Raw genomic sequence first — 17,011 nt, 5'->3', positions numbered from 1 at the left:
TCTCTCCTAAATTTTACGTTTAGACATCCATTTTTCGACCAGCTAGCCATTCAATCATGGTGGGGTCGCGATGCGAGAAGAATGCGCTAGTGGCGGTATCCATTGCTGTGATTTGAATCATGTCCTCAATCGATAATTCAAAGTCAAAGATATCAATATTTTCCTGCAAGCGTTCTTGGTGTACTGATTTGGCTAAGGACACTACATTGCGTTGTAATAACCAGCGTAGTACCACCTGTCCAACGGATTTACCGTATTTCTTGCCAATCTCAACAAGTACAGGCTGGCTGAATAAATTATTCCGTCCCTCTGCAAATGGTGCCCAAGCTTCTGGCTGAATATCATGGGACTGCATCCATGGTACGGCATGAAGCTGTTGATTAAATGGATTCACTTCAATTTGGTTCACCGCTGGTTTGACTTTATTAAATGCAATCAGATCGGCTAAGCGATCAGGGTGAAAATTACTCACCCCAATTGCACGGATTTTCCCTACTGCATACAGTTCTTCCATTGCTCGCCATGCACCATGTACATCACCAATCGGCTGGTGAATGAGATACAGGTCAAGATAATCCAGTTGCAAACGGTTCATAGAACGCTCAAACTGGGCTTTTGCACCTTCATAACTAGCATCCTGTAACCATAATTTTGTGGTCACAAATAAATCTTCACGGGTAACCTGGCTTTGGCGAAGTGCATTACCCACTTGGGTTTCATTCTGATAAGAGGCTGCGGTATCAATCAATCGGTAACCTGCATCAATTGCATGCAATACAGCTTGTTCACATTGCACAGGATCATTTATTTGGAATACGCCAAAACCGGCGATTGGCATTTCAAGATCATTATTTAATCGAATTGTTTTCATTGCGATCTCTCATCACGTATATAGTATTGACTGAAAATCCACTATACCCTAACAATAAACAATATATTAGTTAGGTAAATTCGATTACATTTATATAAATATTTGATTAATTACACTTAATTAACAAAAAAAATGTCATTTTTATTTTGAGGTGGGAAATGTCTGAAAACTTAAACGATTTAAAAGCTTTCGTTGTGATTGCCCAAACAGGAAGTTTTACTAAAGCCGCCGGACAATTAGGCGTATCGCAGTCAGCCCTTAGCTATACTCTTAAAACGTTGGAACAACGTCTTGGGATTAAATTACTAAACCGCACCACACGCAGTGTTTCGCCGACACAAGAGGGTGAGCAACTGCTGAATGATATTGAACCTCTCATTACAGGGATTGAACAAAAACTCTATAACCTAAATGAATTTCGTGATTATCCTCGTGGACGGTTGAGAATTAATGGCACTGAGCTCAGTCTCAATTTTTTATTGTGGGAAAAGTTAGCCAAATTTTCATATGAGCATCCCAATATTCAATTAGAACTCACCACTGACTATACTTTTTCAGATATTGTCAAAGATCGTTATGATATTGGGATTCGTCTCGGACATCATGTCGATAAAGACATGATTGCTGTGCAAGTCAGTGATGAATTGCAAATGATTACGGTGGCATCACCCGATTATCTAAGAACTTATGGTACGCCACACATTCCTGAAGAGTTGCACCAACACCGTTGTATTGGGATGCGTTTACCTACCCACGAACAGATCATGGCGTGGGAATTTAAAAATTTAGAAAAAAACAATGAGGTGGTGAGTCTCAAACCTGAATTTGTCATGGTCGTGAGTCATGCTAGACTCAAAGTCAAGGCTGCCTTAGACGGACTGGGTATTACTTGGTTACCCAAAGCAATGGTTGAATCAGAGTTGATCAATGGTGAGCTTGTGACAATACTAGAGGATAGGGATATAAGTTATTCCGGTTACTATATGTATTATCCTGCTCGACGAGAGTCTTCGCTACTGTTTAGACTTTTAATCGACGCATTACGTTGATATCAAATTAATATAGGGCAAACGGATGCTTATATTAAAGTACCGTGCCTTTTAATATAAGACTTACTTTCCAGGTTCATGAACTATGTTTCAAGATTCATGTGAAAATAGTTTCAAAAACAATATAAAACCATTAGTTCATGAACTTACTTTTTTTTATATTTGAAAAAATATATTTAAGTTATTGATTTAATTACATGTTTTTATATCACTATTAGTGAACTGAACTCTAGGTAAACATAAGTTAAATAAACTATTTTATAACTATAAGATGCATTGTTGGTTCGCATGGTTAGACACTATTAGATACTTATAAAAAAAGGGATAACTTAATATCCCTTTTTTGTGTTTAATCAATTCCTACCAGCTATAACCTAAGCCTACACCACCAGAAGTCTCATCTTTGGTGAAAGCGCCACCGACACTGACACTTGCATTAGGATGGATGACACGTTGATAGCCGACTGAAACCGCTTGCTCAGATCCTTGAAAACCTGCACCTATGCCTATACGGTTTTTACCTGACAGACCTGATGTACTCGTGGCCATGTTTAACATAGCGGCACTCATCGCACCCTGACGATCAAAACGCTCATCGACCTCTCGAAAACGTCTGTCAGTCTCAACCTCATAACTTTGGAATGTGTTATTCAAAGTCGCTATACCAGTATCAGTATAGGCATTGGCCGTTTCGATAGCGTTCGTTTTTTCAGCTTGTAGTTGTCTGACGTTTACCGCATCATGCTCATCAGTGCCATCAGCGACATTTATTATTTGACGTTGGTTACTAGCAGAGCCAACGGATACGGTGTTGTCACGGTCAAGATCAGAGCTAACAGAACTAGAGTTATTGCCTAATACCACTGCGTTTTCAGCTGAAGTATTAACATTGTTACCTACTACAAAAGTATTATCGCCCAACACCGTGTTGTCGTTACCGAAGCTGTAACTGTTGTCGCCACTGACGACACTTGGGTCACCAATCGCTCCAGAATGGTCTCCTGTGACCTTATTACCTGTACCTATACTAATGGATTGCACACCGCTTGCTTCTGCCCCATCACCAATGGCAATAGATTGCTCGCCTTCACCTTGCCAGGCTGCGTTATTAGCGCTCGTAGCATTATTATCTATAGCATCTCCCTCTACCGACCTCATACTTGCATTGTCGGCAGTTGCAAACTCTGCAAACGTAAACCTACTGATTTCATTCTCAATAGGTGCAGGTCCAATAGATGCAGGCTGAATCATAGCTGACTGCGGGGCAACTAAAAAGTTTCTTTGTAACACTAGTATTTGATCATCGACGTAACGTTTATTGGCAGCATCATAATCGTTTTTTGGATCAGCAACGTTGGTGATACGTTTCTCGCTACCTACGCGGCCCACTGAAATGGTATCTACCTCATCCGCAAGAGAATTATGGCCAATGGCCGTGGCACGTGCTGCTGTAGCGCGGCTGTTACTTCCAAATACGCTACTAAAACTACTTGAGGCAATATTTCTATAACCCACCGCACTACTATTAATGCCCGTTGCTTTATTAAAAGAGCCTAGCGCACTGCTATATTCACTATCCGCGTCATTTTTGTAACCCACCGCACTACTTGCATTACCGGATGCGATATTGGAACGACCTACTGCACTGCTAGCATTACCTGATGCGGTATTGGAAACACCTACTGCATTACTCACAGCACCTGTTGCCGTATTAGAGTGCCCTAGCGCATTGCTGTTTTCACCTGAAGCATTATTCTCGTTACCCACTGCACTGCTATACATACCCGATGTACGATTAGCATGACCTAGTGCACTGCTCCAAAAGCCCTCTGCTCTATTAGAATTACCCATTGCACTACTATATTCCCCCGATGCCGTATTGCCACTACCTAGTGCACTGGTCCCAAAAGTCGTCGCCGTATTGCTATCACCTATAGCATTACTAAAGGCTCCTGTTGCACTATTGGTATAACCTACGGCACTGCTATAATCTGATGTATTATTGTTATAACCTATGGCACTGCTAAAATAACCCGCCGCACTATTGCTATTACCTAATGCACTGCTATTCCTCTCTTTTGCTTCATTACTGAAACCTATCGCACTGCTATTGAACATACCACTTGCCGTATTGTTGTAACCCACCGCGGTGTTATTTTCCTCACCTGCTGCTTCATTGTTATACCCTACCGCACTACTATTAATACCCGATGCTGTATTATTAGCACCCATCGCACTACTGTTTTCACCTGATGCATCATTGATATAACCTACGGCACTGCTGTTTTCGCCCGATGCCGTACTCTCGTTACCTGATGCACTACTATACATACCTGATGCTTCATTGCCACGACCTAGAGCGTTACTAAAAAAACCCGACGCTCTATTACCAGCACCCATCGCAACACCATACTCTTCTACTGCCGCATTGCCATTACCTATTGCAACGGTCCCCCAAGTCTGCGCGTTATTGTTACTACCTACCGCACTACTTTCATGACCGGATGCCTTATTATTATAACCTATAGCATTGCTACTATCGTGCATTGCTTGATTTTTACTACCGACTGCACTACTAAATATACCCCCTGCCATATTATCAAAACCGACTTCAGTACTGAATGAAGGCATTGGATTTTCATCAAGGTCTACATCACTACTGTTTTTATTCAAATCAATGTAACTCGGATCTGTATTATCAAACCCAGTATCGGCCCAGACAGTAGCGCTAATCGCTGTCATACCAAGAACCAAAGCTTTTAGAGTCAGTATTGGATAATTAGATGAACTGTTGGATGAATGACTAGATAGGCTAATCGTTTGGCTAATACTACCAGTTACGCCGCTGGTTTTGCCTGCACTTTTTGCCGTCTCAGAGGTGACTACCACCTGCCCTAATGATTGGTTCCAAATTTTTTTGAATATCTTATTCACTGCTTGCTCCTTCACTTTAAAAAATACTTTCAGTTAGTATTCATCAAAGCGAATATGTTTACAAGCTTACAAAATGTAAATATAGCGTAATTATTTATTACTACTCTATACAGGAAAATATGATGAGAATATTAGCGAACAATTTTCTATCCCTCTAATAAATGAAAAAATTAATCTCTTATAAAGTATATGGTATTCCTACAACTATCGGAAATATACCACCCATATAAAAAACACGCTCTACTATTGAATAATAATTATCCAATAATAGAGCGTGTTTAACGCTACTAGATTAGTAGCCTACCTCTAAGTATTACTAATTTACGACTAATTTTCTTTTAATCTCAATTCTTTTTTAGATAAAAATAGTTGTTTATTAAAAATAAAACTTGATAACAAAAGTTTGTTTAAATGGTTTTGTTTGTATTTGTTGTTTTATTATAATATTTGATTATCGTTTTATAAATAATTATTATTAATATTATATTTTATCTTTAAATATTTTTACTATAAATTTAAGGTCATTCTTTATAAAACTCATTTTAAGTACTTACAATTTGATTATATGTCACAACGATTAGTTATTCGTTTCTCGATATAGGGTACTTTGCGCTTCCTCTGCAAAATCTTCATAGCTAATTATAGCTTCACTATCGCTATTTTTGATAAGATCAGCTTCTGTATCGGTCGTTGGAGCTACTTCAGTAACCAGTTGTGTTGTGCTAGGCTTTGATAGCGTATCTTTTATTTGTTCATCGCTTAACTTAGATTCGTCGATTGGATCGTCTACCGGTAATTCATCTGTAGTTACAGTGTTATCTAACAAATTTGCCTCACTTATATCGTCAGATTTCGCTACCATCTCTTCATTACTCAATGGCTTTATGCTCGCAGCCTCTGCTTCATCAACGCTCATCACTGTTGTATTTGAGCTTTTTGTAGCTGACTCACTATTGGCAAATATACCTGTCATAGTGAGTATGGCAACCACAAGACCACTAAGCAGTAATCCGCACACAATACCAATAATCAATAACTTGATCTTTAGGCTACCAATTTGCTTATCTTCTGTTACGCTTGTCTGTTTGATATCAGAGTCTGCTTCTAAATCAGTTGGTGTTGCAGGTGTCGTTACAGGTGCGGGCGCGTTATCATTTTCATTGTCAGGCGTAGGGTCTTCATGTAAGGATAGTAAAGACAGCTCCAACCCATTATCAGTATTTGCTTTAGAGGTCTCTAGTTGTTGAGTATCGATTTTTTGATCATGATGTGGGATCTGTTCAGTCTCTAAAAAGAGTTGCCCCTCTATATTATCTAAAGGCTCAGATACAGTTTTTGTATGAGATAATTTTTCTTTAAAATTGGTATTACTTGAGTTTTTGTCAACATTAGATTCACCAATACCCTGCATGCGATTTATAAAACGCTCGTAGATATCACTCGTTTTGTTGGTTTTTCTGTAGACGTTGTCAGACGACTTTTCTTTTACATTTGGCGTATTTTTGTCCAAGTCACTATTTTTCAGGTTGTTATTGTCTGATTCTTTATTATCTAAATCAGTGTCTTCTAAGCTGCCGTTATCCAATTCATTCATATGTTAATAAACCAAGTAATACCGTTAATATTAAGTGCTTGTAAAAATTACGTTATCATAATTGCGCTATGATATTGATCATTTAATTGATTTGCAGATAACACTCTTTATTCAATCAAAGAAGAAAAAGCTACTATGATAGGACTATAAACAATGGATTTAAAGCAGATCAATGCCTTTATTGCTATCGCTGAGCTCAAAAGCTTTAGTGCTGCTGCCAAAAAAACAGGCTTATCACAGCCTAGTCTTAGTCGCCAGCTAAAACAGCTTGAGGCTGATATGGACGTGTTACTGGTTGATCGTTATCATCGGCCTCTACAACTAACCGAAGCCGGTCAGTTCTTTTATGATAAAGTCCGTGCAGTATTGACAGAGCTCAATACCGTCACCAGCATGACTCAACGTTTATCAGCGCCCAGTATGGCACTTAACATAGGTTTTGTACCATCAGTGCTTTATGGGCACTTGCCAGATATCATTGCGTCCTTAAAACAGCAAAATCCTGATATCGAAGTTAATCTTAAAGATATCAGCTCATATCAACAAGTAGAAGCGTTAAAATCGGGTGAAATTGACATCGGCTTTGGGCGTTTTGCTCATCAAGATGCATGGATACAGCAAATTCTATTGCATCATGAACGCTATTTGGTGGCATTGCCTAAAGCCCATCCGCTTGCTCATAGCACAGACCAACGCTTGATTGATTTGGCAAACAACCGCCTAATTCTATATCATCAAACTCATTTGCCCGTATCTACTCCTGCAGCCACAGCATTGCCCAACAAAAATGGTGAGACAAATAGCAAGTCGTTATCGGTTAGCGAACCTGTCACCGAGCCTTTGTTGCACCTGTTTGCAAGGTACGGCATCACCCCGCTGATGACGACCGAGGTGAGCGACTTACAAGTTGCGCTTGGACTTGTGGCGGCAGGCGAAGGGATTACTTTAGTACCAGCCAGCCTAAAAACGGTACGTACCGAACAAATTAGTTATCAGCGCTTGATTCATGAGAATATCACCTCTCCTGTGTACTTACATACACTAAAAGACTTCATTCATCCTAAGATCCCCAATCTCTTAGATGCAATCTATACAGTGTACGAACAACGTGGTATTACTTATCGACGGCAGTGGTTTATTTAGTGTCTAAGCGGCTTTTTTTATCAGCACAATTATTATCGCACGTGAGCATAGGTGTGCTAAAGTCGCTATTGTCATTTTTCTTTCGTTTAAAAAGGAGCTCATCACAAGGTAGTGAGAGCCGATCAAATATACATTGAGGTATTTATGACCACACGACCAATTGATAACCCCGATGCGGTTAGCACCGCTCAACAAGAAGGCTTTAGCTGGCGTATCTTTGGGCCAGGGATTTTGATGGCGACTGCTGCTATTGGTGGCTCTCATCTGATTTCATCGACGCAGGCAGGTGCCATATACGGCTGGCAGCTGGCCATTATGATTATCCTTGCCAACGTCTTTAAATACCCGTTTTTCCGCTTTGGCACCGAATACGTCTATGATACGGGCGAAAGCTTGATTGCAGGATATGCCAAACGCTCAAAAGCTTACCTATGGGTATACTTCATTCTCTCTATCTTATCTGCGGTAATTAGTACTGGTGCCGTGTCCTTGATTGCAGCGGTCATATTGGGCTTTATGTTGCCCGCCTCCCTTGGTATCTCAACCATTGGTCTATCGCTCATCATCGTCGTAATCTGCTGGGTATTTTTGATTGCAGGACACTATAAGTTATTAGATGGCGTGACCAAATGGATCATGATTGCCTTGACTCTAGCGACTGTCGCTGCTGTAATCATCGCTGCTGGCAAACCAACTGTGATGACTGCCGACTTTATACCCGCCTCTCCTTGGAACTTAGCAACGTTAGGGTTTATTGTGGCACTAATGGGCTGGATGCCCGCGCCATTGGAGTTTGCAGCCATTACCTCCATGTGGACCTCTGCCAAAAGAAAGGCGGACAACACCACTTATCGCCAAGGCTTACTCGATTTCAATGTGGGCTTTTTAGTTTCTGCTATCTTGGCCTTATTTTTCTTGTCGCTCGGTGTGTTCGTACAGTATGGTTCAGGGCAAGAGATTGAGCTGGTTGGCGGTGCTTATATCAATCAGCTGATCAATATGTATACAGCCACTATCGGTGAATGGTCAAGACTGCTGGTCGCGTTCGTCGCCTTTATGTGTATGTTTGGAACGACAATTACCTGTGCAGATGGTTATGGCCGTGCCAATGCTGAGTGCTGGCGTTTGATAAAAGGCGAAGGTGAAATCAATAAAAAACAGATTGCCTTTTGGACAACTTACGCCATCGGCGGTGGGCTGGTGATTATTACTTTCTTTACTGGGCAATTGGGCGCGATGCTTAAGTTTGCCATGATATCCGCCTTTGTCTCTGCCCCTATTTTTGGTTGGTTAAATTATACCTTGGTCAAAAATCATAAAAAACTATCATTTGGTATGAACGCTTATTCGATTGCAGGCTTGCTGTTTTTAAGTGGTTTTGCTTTATTGTTCTTAGCCAATCTCGCCGGATTATTTGGTTAATATTTTTGTCAAAGCTGTAACAGACAACGTGTCATGTCAGGCTCTTATAGCTTCTAGCTATAAGGGCTTTTTCATTATCAGACATATAAAACAATTACAACGTGAAAGGCATTTTAATAACACTCTGACAATCGACTATAATCAGTATAAATGTAACTAGATATTTCAGAATAAACCATTTAAAAATTGTTGTTTTTATTAATATGCATAACAGAATGAAGATAACCTCATTATATAGATAGTATTATTCAATAAATGAATACTGTTAAATTAACTTAATTTTTAATAAATATTTACTAAATTTATATTAGCAATGATCCCTTCCAAATTAAGACCAAATGCGTATACTCTAAGTTAATAAAAATTTGACCAGACAAGATATTGACCAAGGTTTTATCTGGCGACAATAAGATTAACCCTCTACCTAAGGATTCTTAAATGACCTCATTATCAGCTGGTGCTCGCTTTCGCAGCGCCATAAAACAAAAGAACGATAATAATCAGCCGCTACAAATTGTCGGTACTATTAATGCCTACACGGCAATGATGGCAACGCAAGTGGGACATCAAGCGATCTATCTGTCTGGTGGCGGTGTCGCTAATGCCTCATTTGGTCTACCTGATCTTGGTATGACTAGCCTTGATAACGTGCTTGAAGATGCGCGCCGTATCACTGATGCCGTCGACACACCATTATTGGTCGACATCGATACGGGATGGGGCGGTGCATTTAACATTAGCCAAACCGTAAGAAAAATGGAAAAAGCAGGCGTGGCAGCCGTACATATCGAAGACCAAATCGCCCAAAAGCGTTGTGGTCATCGTCCTAATAAAGAAATCGTCAGTATCTCAGAGATGGTAGACCGTTTAAAAGCAGCCTTAGATGCCAAAACTGACCCTGACTTTGTGGTCATGGCGCGTACTGACGCACTATCAGTTGAAGGGCTTGATGCGGCGGTTGAGCGTGCGGTTGCTTTTCAAGAAGCCGGTGCTGATATGATCTTTGCAGAAGCTTTAACTGACATTGAGATGTATCGTAAATTTACTGATGTACTAGATATTCCGGTACTGGCCAACATGACTGAGTTTGGTCAAACTGACCTGTACACCACTGAGCAGCTACATGGCGTAGGTGTCGATATGGTGCTATATCCATTATCAGCCTTCCGTGCGATGAACAAAGCGGCATTAAATGTTTATCAACATATCTTAGATGACGGCACCCAAGAAAATGTCGTTGATACCATGCAGACGCGCATGGAGCTTTATGACTTCTTAAATTATCATGAGTTTGAGCAAACACTAGACAAGCTGTTTGCTGATAATAAGTAAGAAAAAACTAAGTAAGGTATAAACTTGTTTTTTCAAGCACTTTTAACAGTGAATGCTGTTTAACCCAATCACCTTAACAACAAGCTACCAACAAAAGGAATTTAATCATGGCAGCAGGCAAACAACTATCAGGCGCAGGACTACGTGGTCAGGTCGCTGGCAAGACCTCATTATCAACTGTCGGCAAATCAGGCTCAGGTCTTACTTACCGTGGTTATGATGTCAAAGACTTGGCTGAGCAATGTATCTTTGAAGAAGTGGCTTATCTACTGCTTTATGGCAACTTACCCACCCAAAGTGAGCTTGATGCTTATCAAGCCAAACTCAAAAAGATGCGTGGTCTGCCACAAGCATTAAAAGATGTGCTTGAGCGTATTCCAGCGGAAGCTCATCCAATGGATGTATTGCGTACTGGTTGCTCGATGCTGGGTAATCTTGAGATGGAAACCGACTTTGAACAGCAAAATGATAAAACAGATCGTATGCTGGCGGTGTTCCCCTCAATCATCAACTACTGGTATCGCTTTAGCCATGACAATGTACGTATCGAGACTGAAACCGATGATGACACTATCGGTGGGCACTTTTTACATCTGCTCAAAGGCGAGAAGCCAAATGAGCTACACGAGCGCGTGATGAACGTTTCACTTATCTTGTATGCAGAGCATGAGTTTAATGCCTCTACCTTTACTGCGCGCGTTTGTGCTTCTACCTTGTCAGATATCCATTCTTGTATCACGGGTGCGATTGGCTCATTACGCGGTCATTTGCATGGCGGCGCTAATGAGGCGGCGATGGATATGATTGAAGACTTTAGCTCACCAGATGAAGCCGAAAAAGAGATGATGGCTATGCTTGAGCGTAAAGATAAGATCATGGGCTTTGGTCATGCAATTTATAGCGAATCTGATCCGCGTAACGTCATCATCAAAGAATGGGCGGAAAAACTGGCTGAGGACGTTGGTGATACGGTTTTATATCCAGTATCTGTGCGCTGTGAAGAAGTCATGTGGCGTGAGAAAAAACTGTTCTGTAATGCTGACTTTTTCCATGCCTCAACCTATAACTTTATGGGTATCCCAACCAAGCTATTTACCCCAATATTTGTCTGCTCGCGCCTGACTGGCTGGGCGGCTCACGTTTTTGAGCAGCGCGCAAATAATCGTATTATTCGCCCAAGTGCAGAGTACATCGGTGAAGAGCCAAGAGACGTACCTACTATCGCTGAGCGTGGTTAATTAATCATCATTATTTACTTAGTTGTTTCATTATAGGGTGCGTATGGCGCACCCTATAACTCTCTAAAATTGCCGTAACATTTATTTAGCAAAACCTATTATTCATAATATATTTTGCTAAATAAATACTTTGACACCTAATAAAACCCACTATAAAGGAAAGCACGCCATGAGCGACAGCAAGCAGCCTTTAACGCAAGTTAATCCGCAAGCCATGAATGAGCAATATAAAAAGCCCCTGCCCGGTACCGAATTACATTACTTTGATGTCGAGCAAGCCGTCAATGAAATTGAGCCGGGTGCTTATGCTAAGCTACCTTTTAGCTCAAAAGTATTATGCGAAAACCTCGTGCGCCGCTGCCCACCCGAGGATTTGGCCGAGGCACTGTCACAGCATATCTACCGTAAGCAAGAAGTGGATTTTCCTTGGTATCCTGCCCGCGTCGTTTGCCACGACATCTTAGGACAGACTGCGTTTGTTGATCTTGCAGGTCTACGTGATGCCATCGCCGCAGAAGGTGGTGATCCATCCAAAGTTAACCCCATCGTACCGACGCAATTGATCGTCGATCACTCCTTAGCGGTCGAGCATGCAGGCTTTGAAGAAGATGCGTTTGAAAAAAACCGTGCCATCGAAGAGCGCCGTAACGAAGATCGTTTTCACTTTATTAACTGGTGCCAATACGCCTTTGATAACGTCAACGTCGTACCGCCTGGTAACGGCATCATGCACCAAATAAATCTTGAAAAAATGTCGCCAGTGGTACAAGTCGTCGCTGACCAAGACGGCGATGCCATCACCTTCCCTGATACCTTGGTCGGTACTGATAGCCACACACCAATGGTCGATGCGCTCGGCGTTATCTCTATCGGTGTCGGCGGGCTAGAAGCCGAAAGCGTGATGTTGGGCAACCCTTCATACATGCGCTTGCCAAACATCGTTGGCGTTGAGCTAACAGGCAAGCTGCAAGAAGGCATTACCGGTACAGACTTAGTACTGGCGATGACAGAGTTTTTACGTGAAGAAGGCGTGGTCTCAGCCTACCTAGAATTTTATGGCGAAGGCGCGCGCAATTTGACTGTTGGCGACCGTGCTTCTATCTCGAATATGACACCAGAGTACGGCGCAACTGCTGCGATGTTCTCCATCGATGAGCAAACCATTGATTATTTACGTCTCACCGGACGCTCAGAGCAGCAAATCGAAACAGTTGAAGCCTATGCCAAACAGGTTGGTCTTTGGGCAGATGGCCTAAAAGATGCCGAGTATGAGCGTGTATTACGTTTTGACTTATCGAAAGTCGTGCGTAACATCGCAGGCCCGTCACGTCCCCATGCACGTGTATCGACGACTGATCTTGTCAAAGAAGGCATCGCCCACGGTGAAAACGAAAAACTACCAGAACCAAAAGATGGTCTGATGCCGGATGGTGCCGTCATTATTGCTGCTATCACCAGCTGTACCAACACCTCAAACCCGCGCAACATGGTGGCTGCCGGTATTGTCGCTCGTAATGCGGTGGAAAAAGGCCTTATTCGCAAACCTTGGGTCAAGTCGTCACTCGCGCCAGGCTCAAAAGCCGTTAAGCTGTATTTAGAAGAAGCCAACTTATTGCCCGAGCTACAAAAACTGGGCTTTGATGTCGTCGCCTTTGCTTGTACCACTTGTAATGGCATGAGCGGTGCGCTCGATCCAGAGATTGAGCAAGAGATCATCGAGCGGGATTTATTTAGTACCGCCGTATTATCAGGCAACCGTAATTTTGATGGCCGTATCCATCCGTATGCTAAGCAAGCTTTCCTTGCTTCACCGCCTTTGGTGGTCGCCTATGCTATCGCTGGTAATATCCGTTTTGATATTGAAAAAGACTCACTCGGCAAAGACCAAGATGGCAACGATGTGTATCTAAAAGACATCTGGTTTGAGGACAGTGAAGTCGATGCTATCGTGGCTAAAGCCGTCAAACCTGAGCAGTATAATGCCGTCTATATTCCGATGTTTGATGAAGCCAAAGCACAGGCAGGTCGTAATGAAGCGTCGGTTATCGACCCTCAGTACGACTGGCGTGAGATGAGTACTTATATCCGTCGCCCTCCTTATTGGGAAGGTAAGATGGCCGCGATGAATAAATTAAAAGGTCTGCGCCCACTAGCCGTACTTGGCGATAACATCACAACCGATCACATGTCACCATCGAATGCGATCATGGGCGACTCTGCAGCTGGTGAGTATCTCGATACCATGGGACTGCCTGCTGAGGACTATAACTCATACGCCACGCACCGCGGTGATCATTTAACCGCGCAGCGTGCCACCTTTGCCAATCCAAAGTTATTGAATGAGATGGTACGTGACGAGGAAGGTAACGTCATTCAAGGCTCACTCGCTCGTGTGGAGCCAGAAGGTCAAGTCATGCGTATGTGGGAAGCGATCGAAACCTACATGAATCGTGAGCAGCCGCTTATCATCATCGCTGGTGACGGCTATGGTCAAGGCTCAAGCCGTGACTGGGCTGCAAAGGGCGTGCGCCTCGCTGGCGTAGAAGTCGTCGTGGCTGAAGACTTTGAGCGTATCCACCGTCAAAACTTAGTCGGTATGGGTGCACTTCCCGTACAGTTTAAAGAAGGCACCAACCGTGAGACGCTAAATATCGATGGTACAGAAATCTTTGATATCGAAGGTGAAGTATCGGCGGGCGGCGATATGACGCTAGTGATTCATCGCAAAGACGGCACAGTCGATAAAGCCCCAGTTATCTGCCGCCTAGATACGGCTGATGAAGTGAAGATGTACAACTCTGGCGGTATGTTACAGCGTTTTGCCAAAGAGTTTATTGAAGGCACGCTAGATATTGCGTAAGCGTCAAGGCATAGCGTATAAGTAATAAATAAGCCGATGTTATATAAAGATATGGCATCGGCTTTTTTAAGCTTATATTTCCTAACTATTTGTACTGCCTAACTATGTGGATTTGGCAAATGATGCCGATGGCGTTTAACAGTATCGAGCTTAAAAACTTAGCTTTAAAGCATTAACTTAACATCACGATAAAAGTTCTCATGTGTCCCTAGCATAAGCAGCGTAAGAACGAGCTGACCATCATCTATCTGATAAGCTAATAACGTTAACTGTTTTGCCATTTTAAATTTGTGGACGCGCACAGACGAAAGATCACCTGCTTTGAGTGTTCCTAAATGAGGATCATCAACGATTGCGTGCACAGCCTTATCAAGGTCTGATTTTTGATTCTTATGTAACTTTTTAACCGCTTTTTTGAACCCATGAGACTGAATAACACGTAGAGATTGAGTCATATTTTTTCCAGATTAAACTATCCAAATTCATAAGGCTCAGTCATACCAGCATCAACCTCGGCTTGTGCAATTAATAACTGACGAACAAATTCGTAGGATAAATCAGGATTATCTTCCATAATTTGACCGATAGTTGCCCAGTGCTCAATCTGCTTCGGTGGTGTCCGGTGTTGTGCTTTTGCAATAGCATGAGCTTTGTCAACCAGGGACTTATTAAGTCGTATACTCGCAGTGGACATAACGTCCTCCTTATTTAATAATACTAACCTTTGTGGTATTTTACCACAAACAAGAAATATTAACTATTCACACTATAATAAGACTTAAAGGAATGAAAACCATGACCCAACCAAAATTCGCACCGCAACTCTCTGTTCCCGCCACCTATATGCGTGGCGGCACCTCAAAGGGCACCTTCTTTAAATTATCTGATCTACCTGAGCGTTGCCAAGTGGCAGGCGAGTCGCGGGATAATTTCTTATTGCGTGTCATCGGTAGCCCTGACCCGTATGGCAAGCAAATCGACGGCTTAGGCAATGGCAGCTCTAGTACGTCAAAAACGGTGATATTGTCTGAAGCAAAACAAGCTGATCATGACGTCAATTATTTATTTGGACAAGTTAATATCGCAAAGCCCATGATTGACTGGGCGGGTAATTGCGGTAACTTAACCGCCGCCGTGGGTGCTTGTGCGATAAATATGGGTTTGGTTGACGCGGACAAGGTTTCTAGTAGCATTGATAAAGACGCGGACAGCGGTATCTGCGAAGTGCGTATTTGGCAAGAGAATATCAGCAAAACCATTATCGCTCATGTACCTGTATACAAAGATAAGAATGGCCAGGTGCAAGTGCAAGAAACAGGCGACTTTGAACTCGATGGCGTGACCTTCCCCGCTGCTGAGGTCAAAATCGAATTTATCGATCCAGTCGATTCATCCAGTGATATGTTTCCGACCAACAACCTCGTCGATGACTTTGATGTCTCTGGTTGTGGTCTAAATATCGATAGCGTCAAAGCGACCTTTATCAGTGCAGGTATCCCGACAATCTTTATGCAGGCAACAGACTTAGGGTTTAGCGGTACGGAGCTACAAGGCGATATTAATAGTGATAGTGAGACCTTAGCCAAGTTAGAGGCTATCCGTGCGCGTGGCGGTGTGGCAATGGGACTCTTTAAAGACGAGAGCGAGGCACAAACCAGCCAACATATTCCTAAGATTGCGTGGGTAGCACCAGCACAAAGCTATAGCGCCTCGAGCGGCAAAGCAGTCAATAAAGATGACATCAATCTTGTGGTTCGCGCGATGAGTATGGGACAACTGCATCATGCGATGATGGGTACAGCAGCGGTCGCCATTGCGGCAGCAGCGACCACGCAAGGCACACTAGTCAATGAGGCGGCAGGCGGTGGCGAGCTGTCAGAGGTTCGTTTTGGTCATCCATCAGGAACACTGCTGGTCGGCGGCAAGACTGAACAAGTCGCTGGACGCTGGCAAGCCAAAAAAGTCTCCATGAGTCGTTCTGCTCGCCGAATTATGGAAGGCGCGGTATTTGTGCCAGCGGATAGTTTTTAACCGCTAATTTTACTCTCACCGTATATCATTAACATCCCGCCTAGAGTGACTAAGGCTAAACCAGTAATTTTATAGATATCTATCGTTTTGACCTCTAAGCCAAACAACCCAGTCTGGCTTAGAATCAAGGCAAAATACATTTGTCCTAGAAAAACCCAGAGCAATGTATTACCTGCGCCTATCTTTGGCGCGGCAATAAACATAAACAAGATATAAAAGCTGCCCAAGAATCCTGGTAACCACATCCACCATGTCGCATTTTCAATTATTGGCGGTTTAATACCACCACTCATCATATAGGACAGCACTAAAGAAGCCAATGCACCTCCTAAGTATAAATAAAAGGTAGATTGGATTTGAGAGGCTTGCGTACTTTCTCGAAAAGCGTTGACAATAGCCAGCTGGAGCGGAACAATGGCACCTCCTAATAGGCTAATCAAGATATAAGGAAGTATTTTCAAACGGCGTTCACCAAAAGATAATAAAGAATATCTCCATATAATACCAAACTTAATTTTAATATTTAATATTTAATAT

General features: G+C 42.5%; 13 protein-coding genes. 7 read left to right on the top strand and 6 right to left on the bottom strand.

Going from position 1 to position 17,011, the window contains the following annotated elements; translation table 11 throughout:
* Positions 1 to 19 precede the first annotated feature (19 nt).
* Complete coding sequence (locus PENNN9_RS06130; RefSeq protein ID WP_058368823.1) at positions 20 to 871, bottom strand: aldo/keto reductase; 852 nt, start codon at positions 869 to 871, stop codon at positions 20 to 22.
* 158 nt (positions 872 to 1,029) lie between these two features.
* On the opposite strand from PENNN9_RS06130, the gene PENNN9_RS06125 reads away from it, so the two are divergent.
* A complete protein-coding gene (locus PENNN9_RS06125) occupies positions 1,030 to 1,920 on the top strand; it encodes a LysR family transcriptional regulator (RefSeq protein ID WP_058368822.1) in 891 nt (296 codons plus the stop codon).
* Between the two features lie 360 nt (positions 1,921 to 2,280).
* Here the strand turns inward: PENNN9_RS06125 and PENNN9_RS06120 are convergent, their stop codons facing one another.
* The gene (locus PENNN9_RS06120) at positions 2,281 to 4,854 is read right to left on the bottom strand and encodes an ESPR-type extended signal peptide-containing protein (RefSeq protein WP_058368821.1); all 2,574 of its coding nucleotides are present in this window, start codon (positions 4,852 to 4,854) and stop codon (positions 2,281 to 2,283) included.
* A 577-nt stretch (positions 4,855 to 5,431) separates the two neighbouring features.
* A complete protein-coding gene (locus PENNN9_RS06115; RefSeq protein ID WP_058368820.1) occupies positions 5,432 to 6,448 on the bottom strand; it encodes a hypothetical protein in 1,017 nt (338 codons plus the stop codon).
* Between the two features lie 153 nt (positions 6,449 to 6,601).
* Between PENNN9_RS06115 and PENNN9_RS06110 the strand changes: the two genes are divergently transcribed.
* The 5 genes from PENNN9_RS06110 to acnD all read left to right on the top strand — a co-directional run bounded on the left by PENNN9_RS06110 (position 6,602) and on the right by acnD (position 14,443).
* A complete protein-coding gene (locus PENNN9_RS06110) occupies positions 6,602 to 7,591 on the top strand; it encodes a LysR family transcriptional regulator (RefSeq protein WP_058368819.1) in 990 nt (329 codons plus the stop codon).
* Positions 7,592 to 7,735: 144 nt separating this feature from the next.
* Positions 7,736 to 9,013, top strand: coding sequence for an NRAMP family divalent metal transporter (locus PENNN9_RS06105; RefSeq protein WP_058368818.1), 1,278 nt, complete (start codon positions 7,736 to 7,738; stop codon positions 9,011 to 9,013).
* A 438-nt stretch (positions 9,014 to 9,451) separates the two neighbouring features.
* The gene (gene prpB / locus PENNN9_RS06100; protein WP_058368817.1) at positions 9,452 to 10,345 is read left to right on the top strand and encodes a methylisocitrate lyase; all 894 of its coding nucleotides are present in this window, start codon (positions 9,452 to 9,454) and stop codon (positions 10,343 to 10,345) included.
* 107 nt (positions 10,346 to 10,452) lie between these two features.
* Positions 10,453 to 11,583 carry a 2-methylcitrate synthase gene (prpC, locus tag PENNN9_RS06095; protein WP_058368816.1) on the top strand — a complete coding sequence of 377 codons (1,131 nt, stop codon included), beginning with the start codon at positions 10,453 to 10,455 and terminating at the stop codon, positions 11,581 to 11,583.
* A gap of 214 nt (positions 11,584 to 11,797) precedes the next feature.
* Positions 11,798 to 14,443, top strand: coding sequence for a Fe/S-dependent 2-methylisocitrate dehydratase AcnD (acnD, locus tag PENNN9_RS06090; protein WP_082638018.1), 2,646 nt, complete (start codon positions 11,798 to 11,800; stop codon positions 14,441 to 14,443).
* Positions 14,444 to 14,607: 164 nt separating this feature from the next.
* On the opposite strand, the gene PENNN9_RS06085 is transcribed toward acnD, so the two are convergent.
* Complete coding sequence (locus PENNN9_RS06085; RefSeq protein WP_058368814.1) at positions 14,608 to 14,898, bottom strand: type II toxin-antitoxin system RelE/ParE family toxin; 291 nt, start codon at positions 14,896 to 14,898, stop codon at positions 14,608 to 14,610.
* Between the two features lie 17 nt (positions 14,899 to 14,915).
* A complete protein-coding gene (locus PENNN9_RS06080) occupies positions 14,916 to 15,137 on the bottom strand; it encodes a TA system antitoxin ParD family protein (RefSeq protein ID WP_058368813.1) in 222 nt (73 codons plus the stop codon).
* 101 nt (positions 15,138 to 15,238) lie between these two features.
* Here PENNN9_RS06080 and prpF point away from each other — a divergent pair, with 101 nt between their 5' ends.
* Positions 15,239 to 16,474 (top strand): 2-methylaconitate cis-trans isomerase PrpF, encoded by a 1,236-nt coding sequence (gene prpF / locus PENNN9_RS06075; RefSeq protein ID WP_058368812.1) that lies wholly within the window; start codon positions 15,239 to 15,241, stop codon positions 16,472 to 16,474.
* Here prpF and PENNN9_RS06070 read toward each other — a convergent pair.
* Entirely contained in the window at positions 16,471 to 16,935 is a 465-nt protein-coding gene (locus PENNN9_RS06070; RefSeq protein ID WP_058368811.1) for a DMT family transporter, read from the bottom strand. The genes prpF and PENNN9_RS06070 overlap by 4 nt on opposite strands.
* Positions 16,936 to 17,011 lie beyond the last annotated feature (76 nt).

Source organism: Psychrobacter sp. ENNN9_III (assembly GCF_001462175.1).
Classification (GTDB): Bacteria; Pseudomonadota; Gammaproteobacteria; order Pseudomonadales; family Moraxellaceae; genus Psychrobacter.
Note: the sequence above shows the minus strand (reverse complement) of the source record. Positions and strands in the feature narration are given on the sequence as shown.

Bases quoted from the DNA above. Each gene is read 5' to 3' on its own strand.
- PENNN9_RS06130 (WP_058368823.1), bottom strand. From the start codon at position 871: ATGAAAACAATTCGATTAAATAATGATCTTGAAATGCCAATCGCCGGT.
- PENNN9_RS06125 (WP_058368822.1), top strand. From the start codon at position 1,030: ATGTCTGAAAACTTAAACGATTTAAAAGCTTTCGTTGTGATTGCCCAA.
- PENNN9_RS06115 (WP_058368820.1), bottom strand. From the start codon at position 6,448: ATGAATGAATTGGATAACGGCAGCTTAGAAGACACTGATTTAGATAAT.
- PENNN9_RS06110 (WP_058368819.1), top strand. From the start codon at position 6,602: ATGGATTTAAAGCAGATCAATGCCTTTATTGCTATCGCTGAGCTCAAA.
- PENNN9_RS06105 (WP_058368818.1), top strand. From the start codon at position 7,736: ATGACCACACGACCAATTGATAACCCCGATGCGGTTAGCACCGCTCAA.
- prpB (WP_058368817.1), top strand. From the start codon at position 9,452: ATGACCTCATTATCAGCTGGTGCTCGCTTTCGCAGCGCCATAAAACAA.
- prpC (WP_058368816.1), top strand. From the start codon at position 10,453: ATGGCAGCAGGCAAACAACTATCAGGCGCAGGACTACGTGGTCAGGTC.
- acnD (WP_082638018.1), top strand. From the start codon at position 11,798: ATGAATGAGCAATATAAAAAGCCCCTGCCCGGTACCGAATTACATTAC.
- PENNN9_RS06085 (WP_058368814.1), bottom strand. From the start codon at position 14,898: ATGACTCAATCTCTACGTGTTATTCAGTCTCATGGGTTCAAAAAAGCG.
- PENNN9_RS06080 (WP_058368813.1), bottom strand. From the start codon at position 15,137: ATGTCCACTGCGAGTATACGACTTAATAAGTCCCTGGTTGACAAAGCT.
- prpF (WP_058368812.1), top strand. From the start codon at position 15,239: ATGACCCAACCAAAATTCGCACCGCAACTCTCTGTTCCCGCCACCTAT.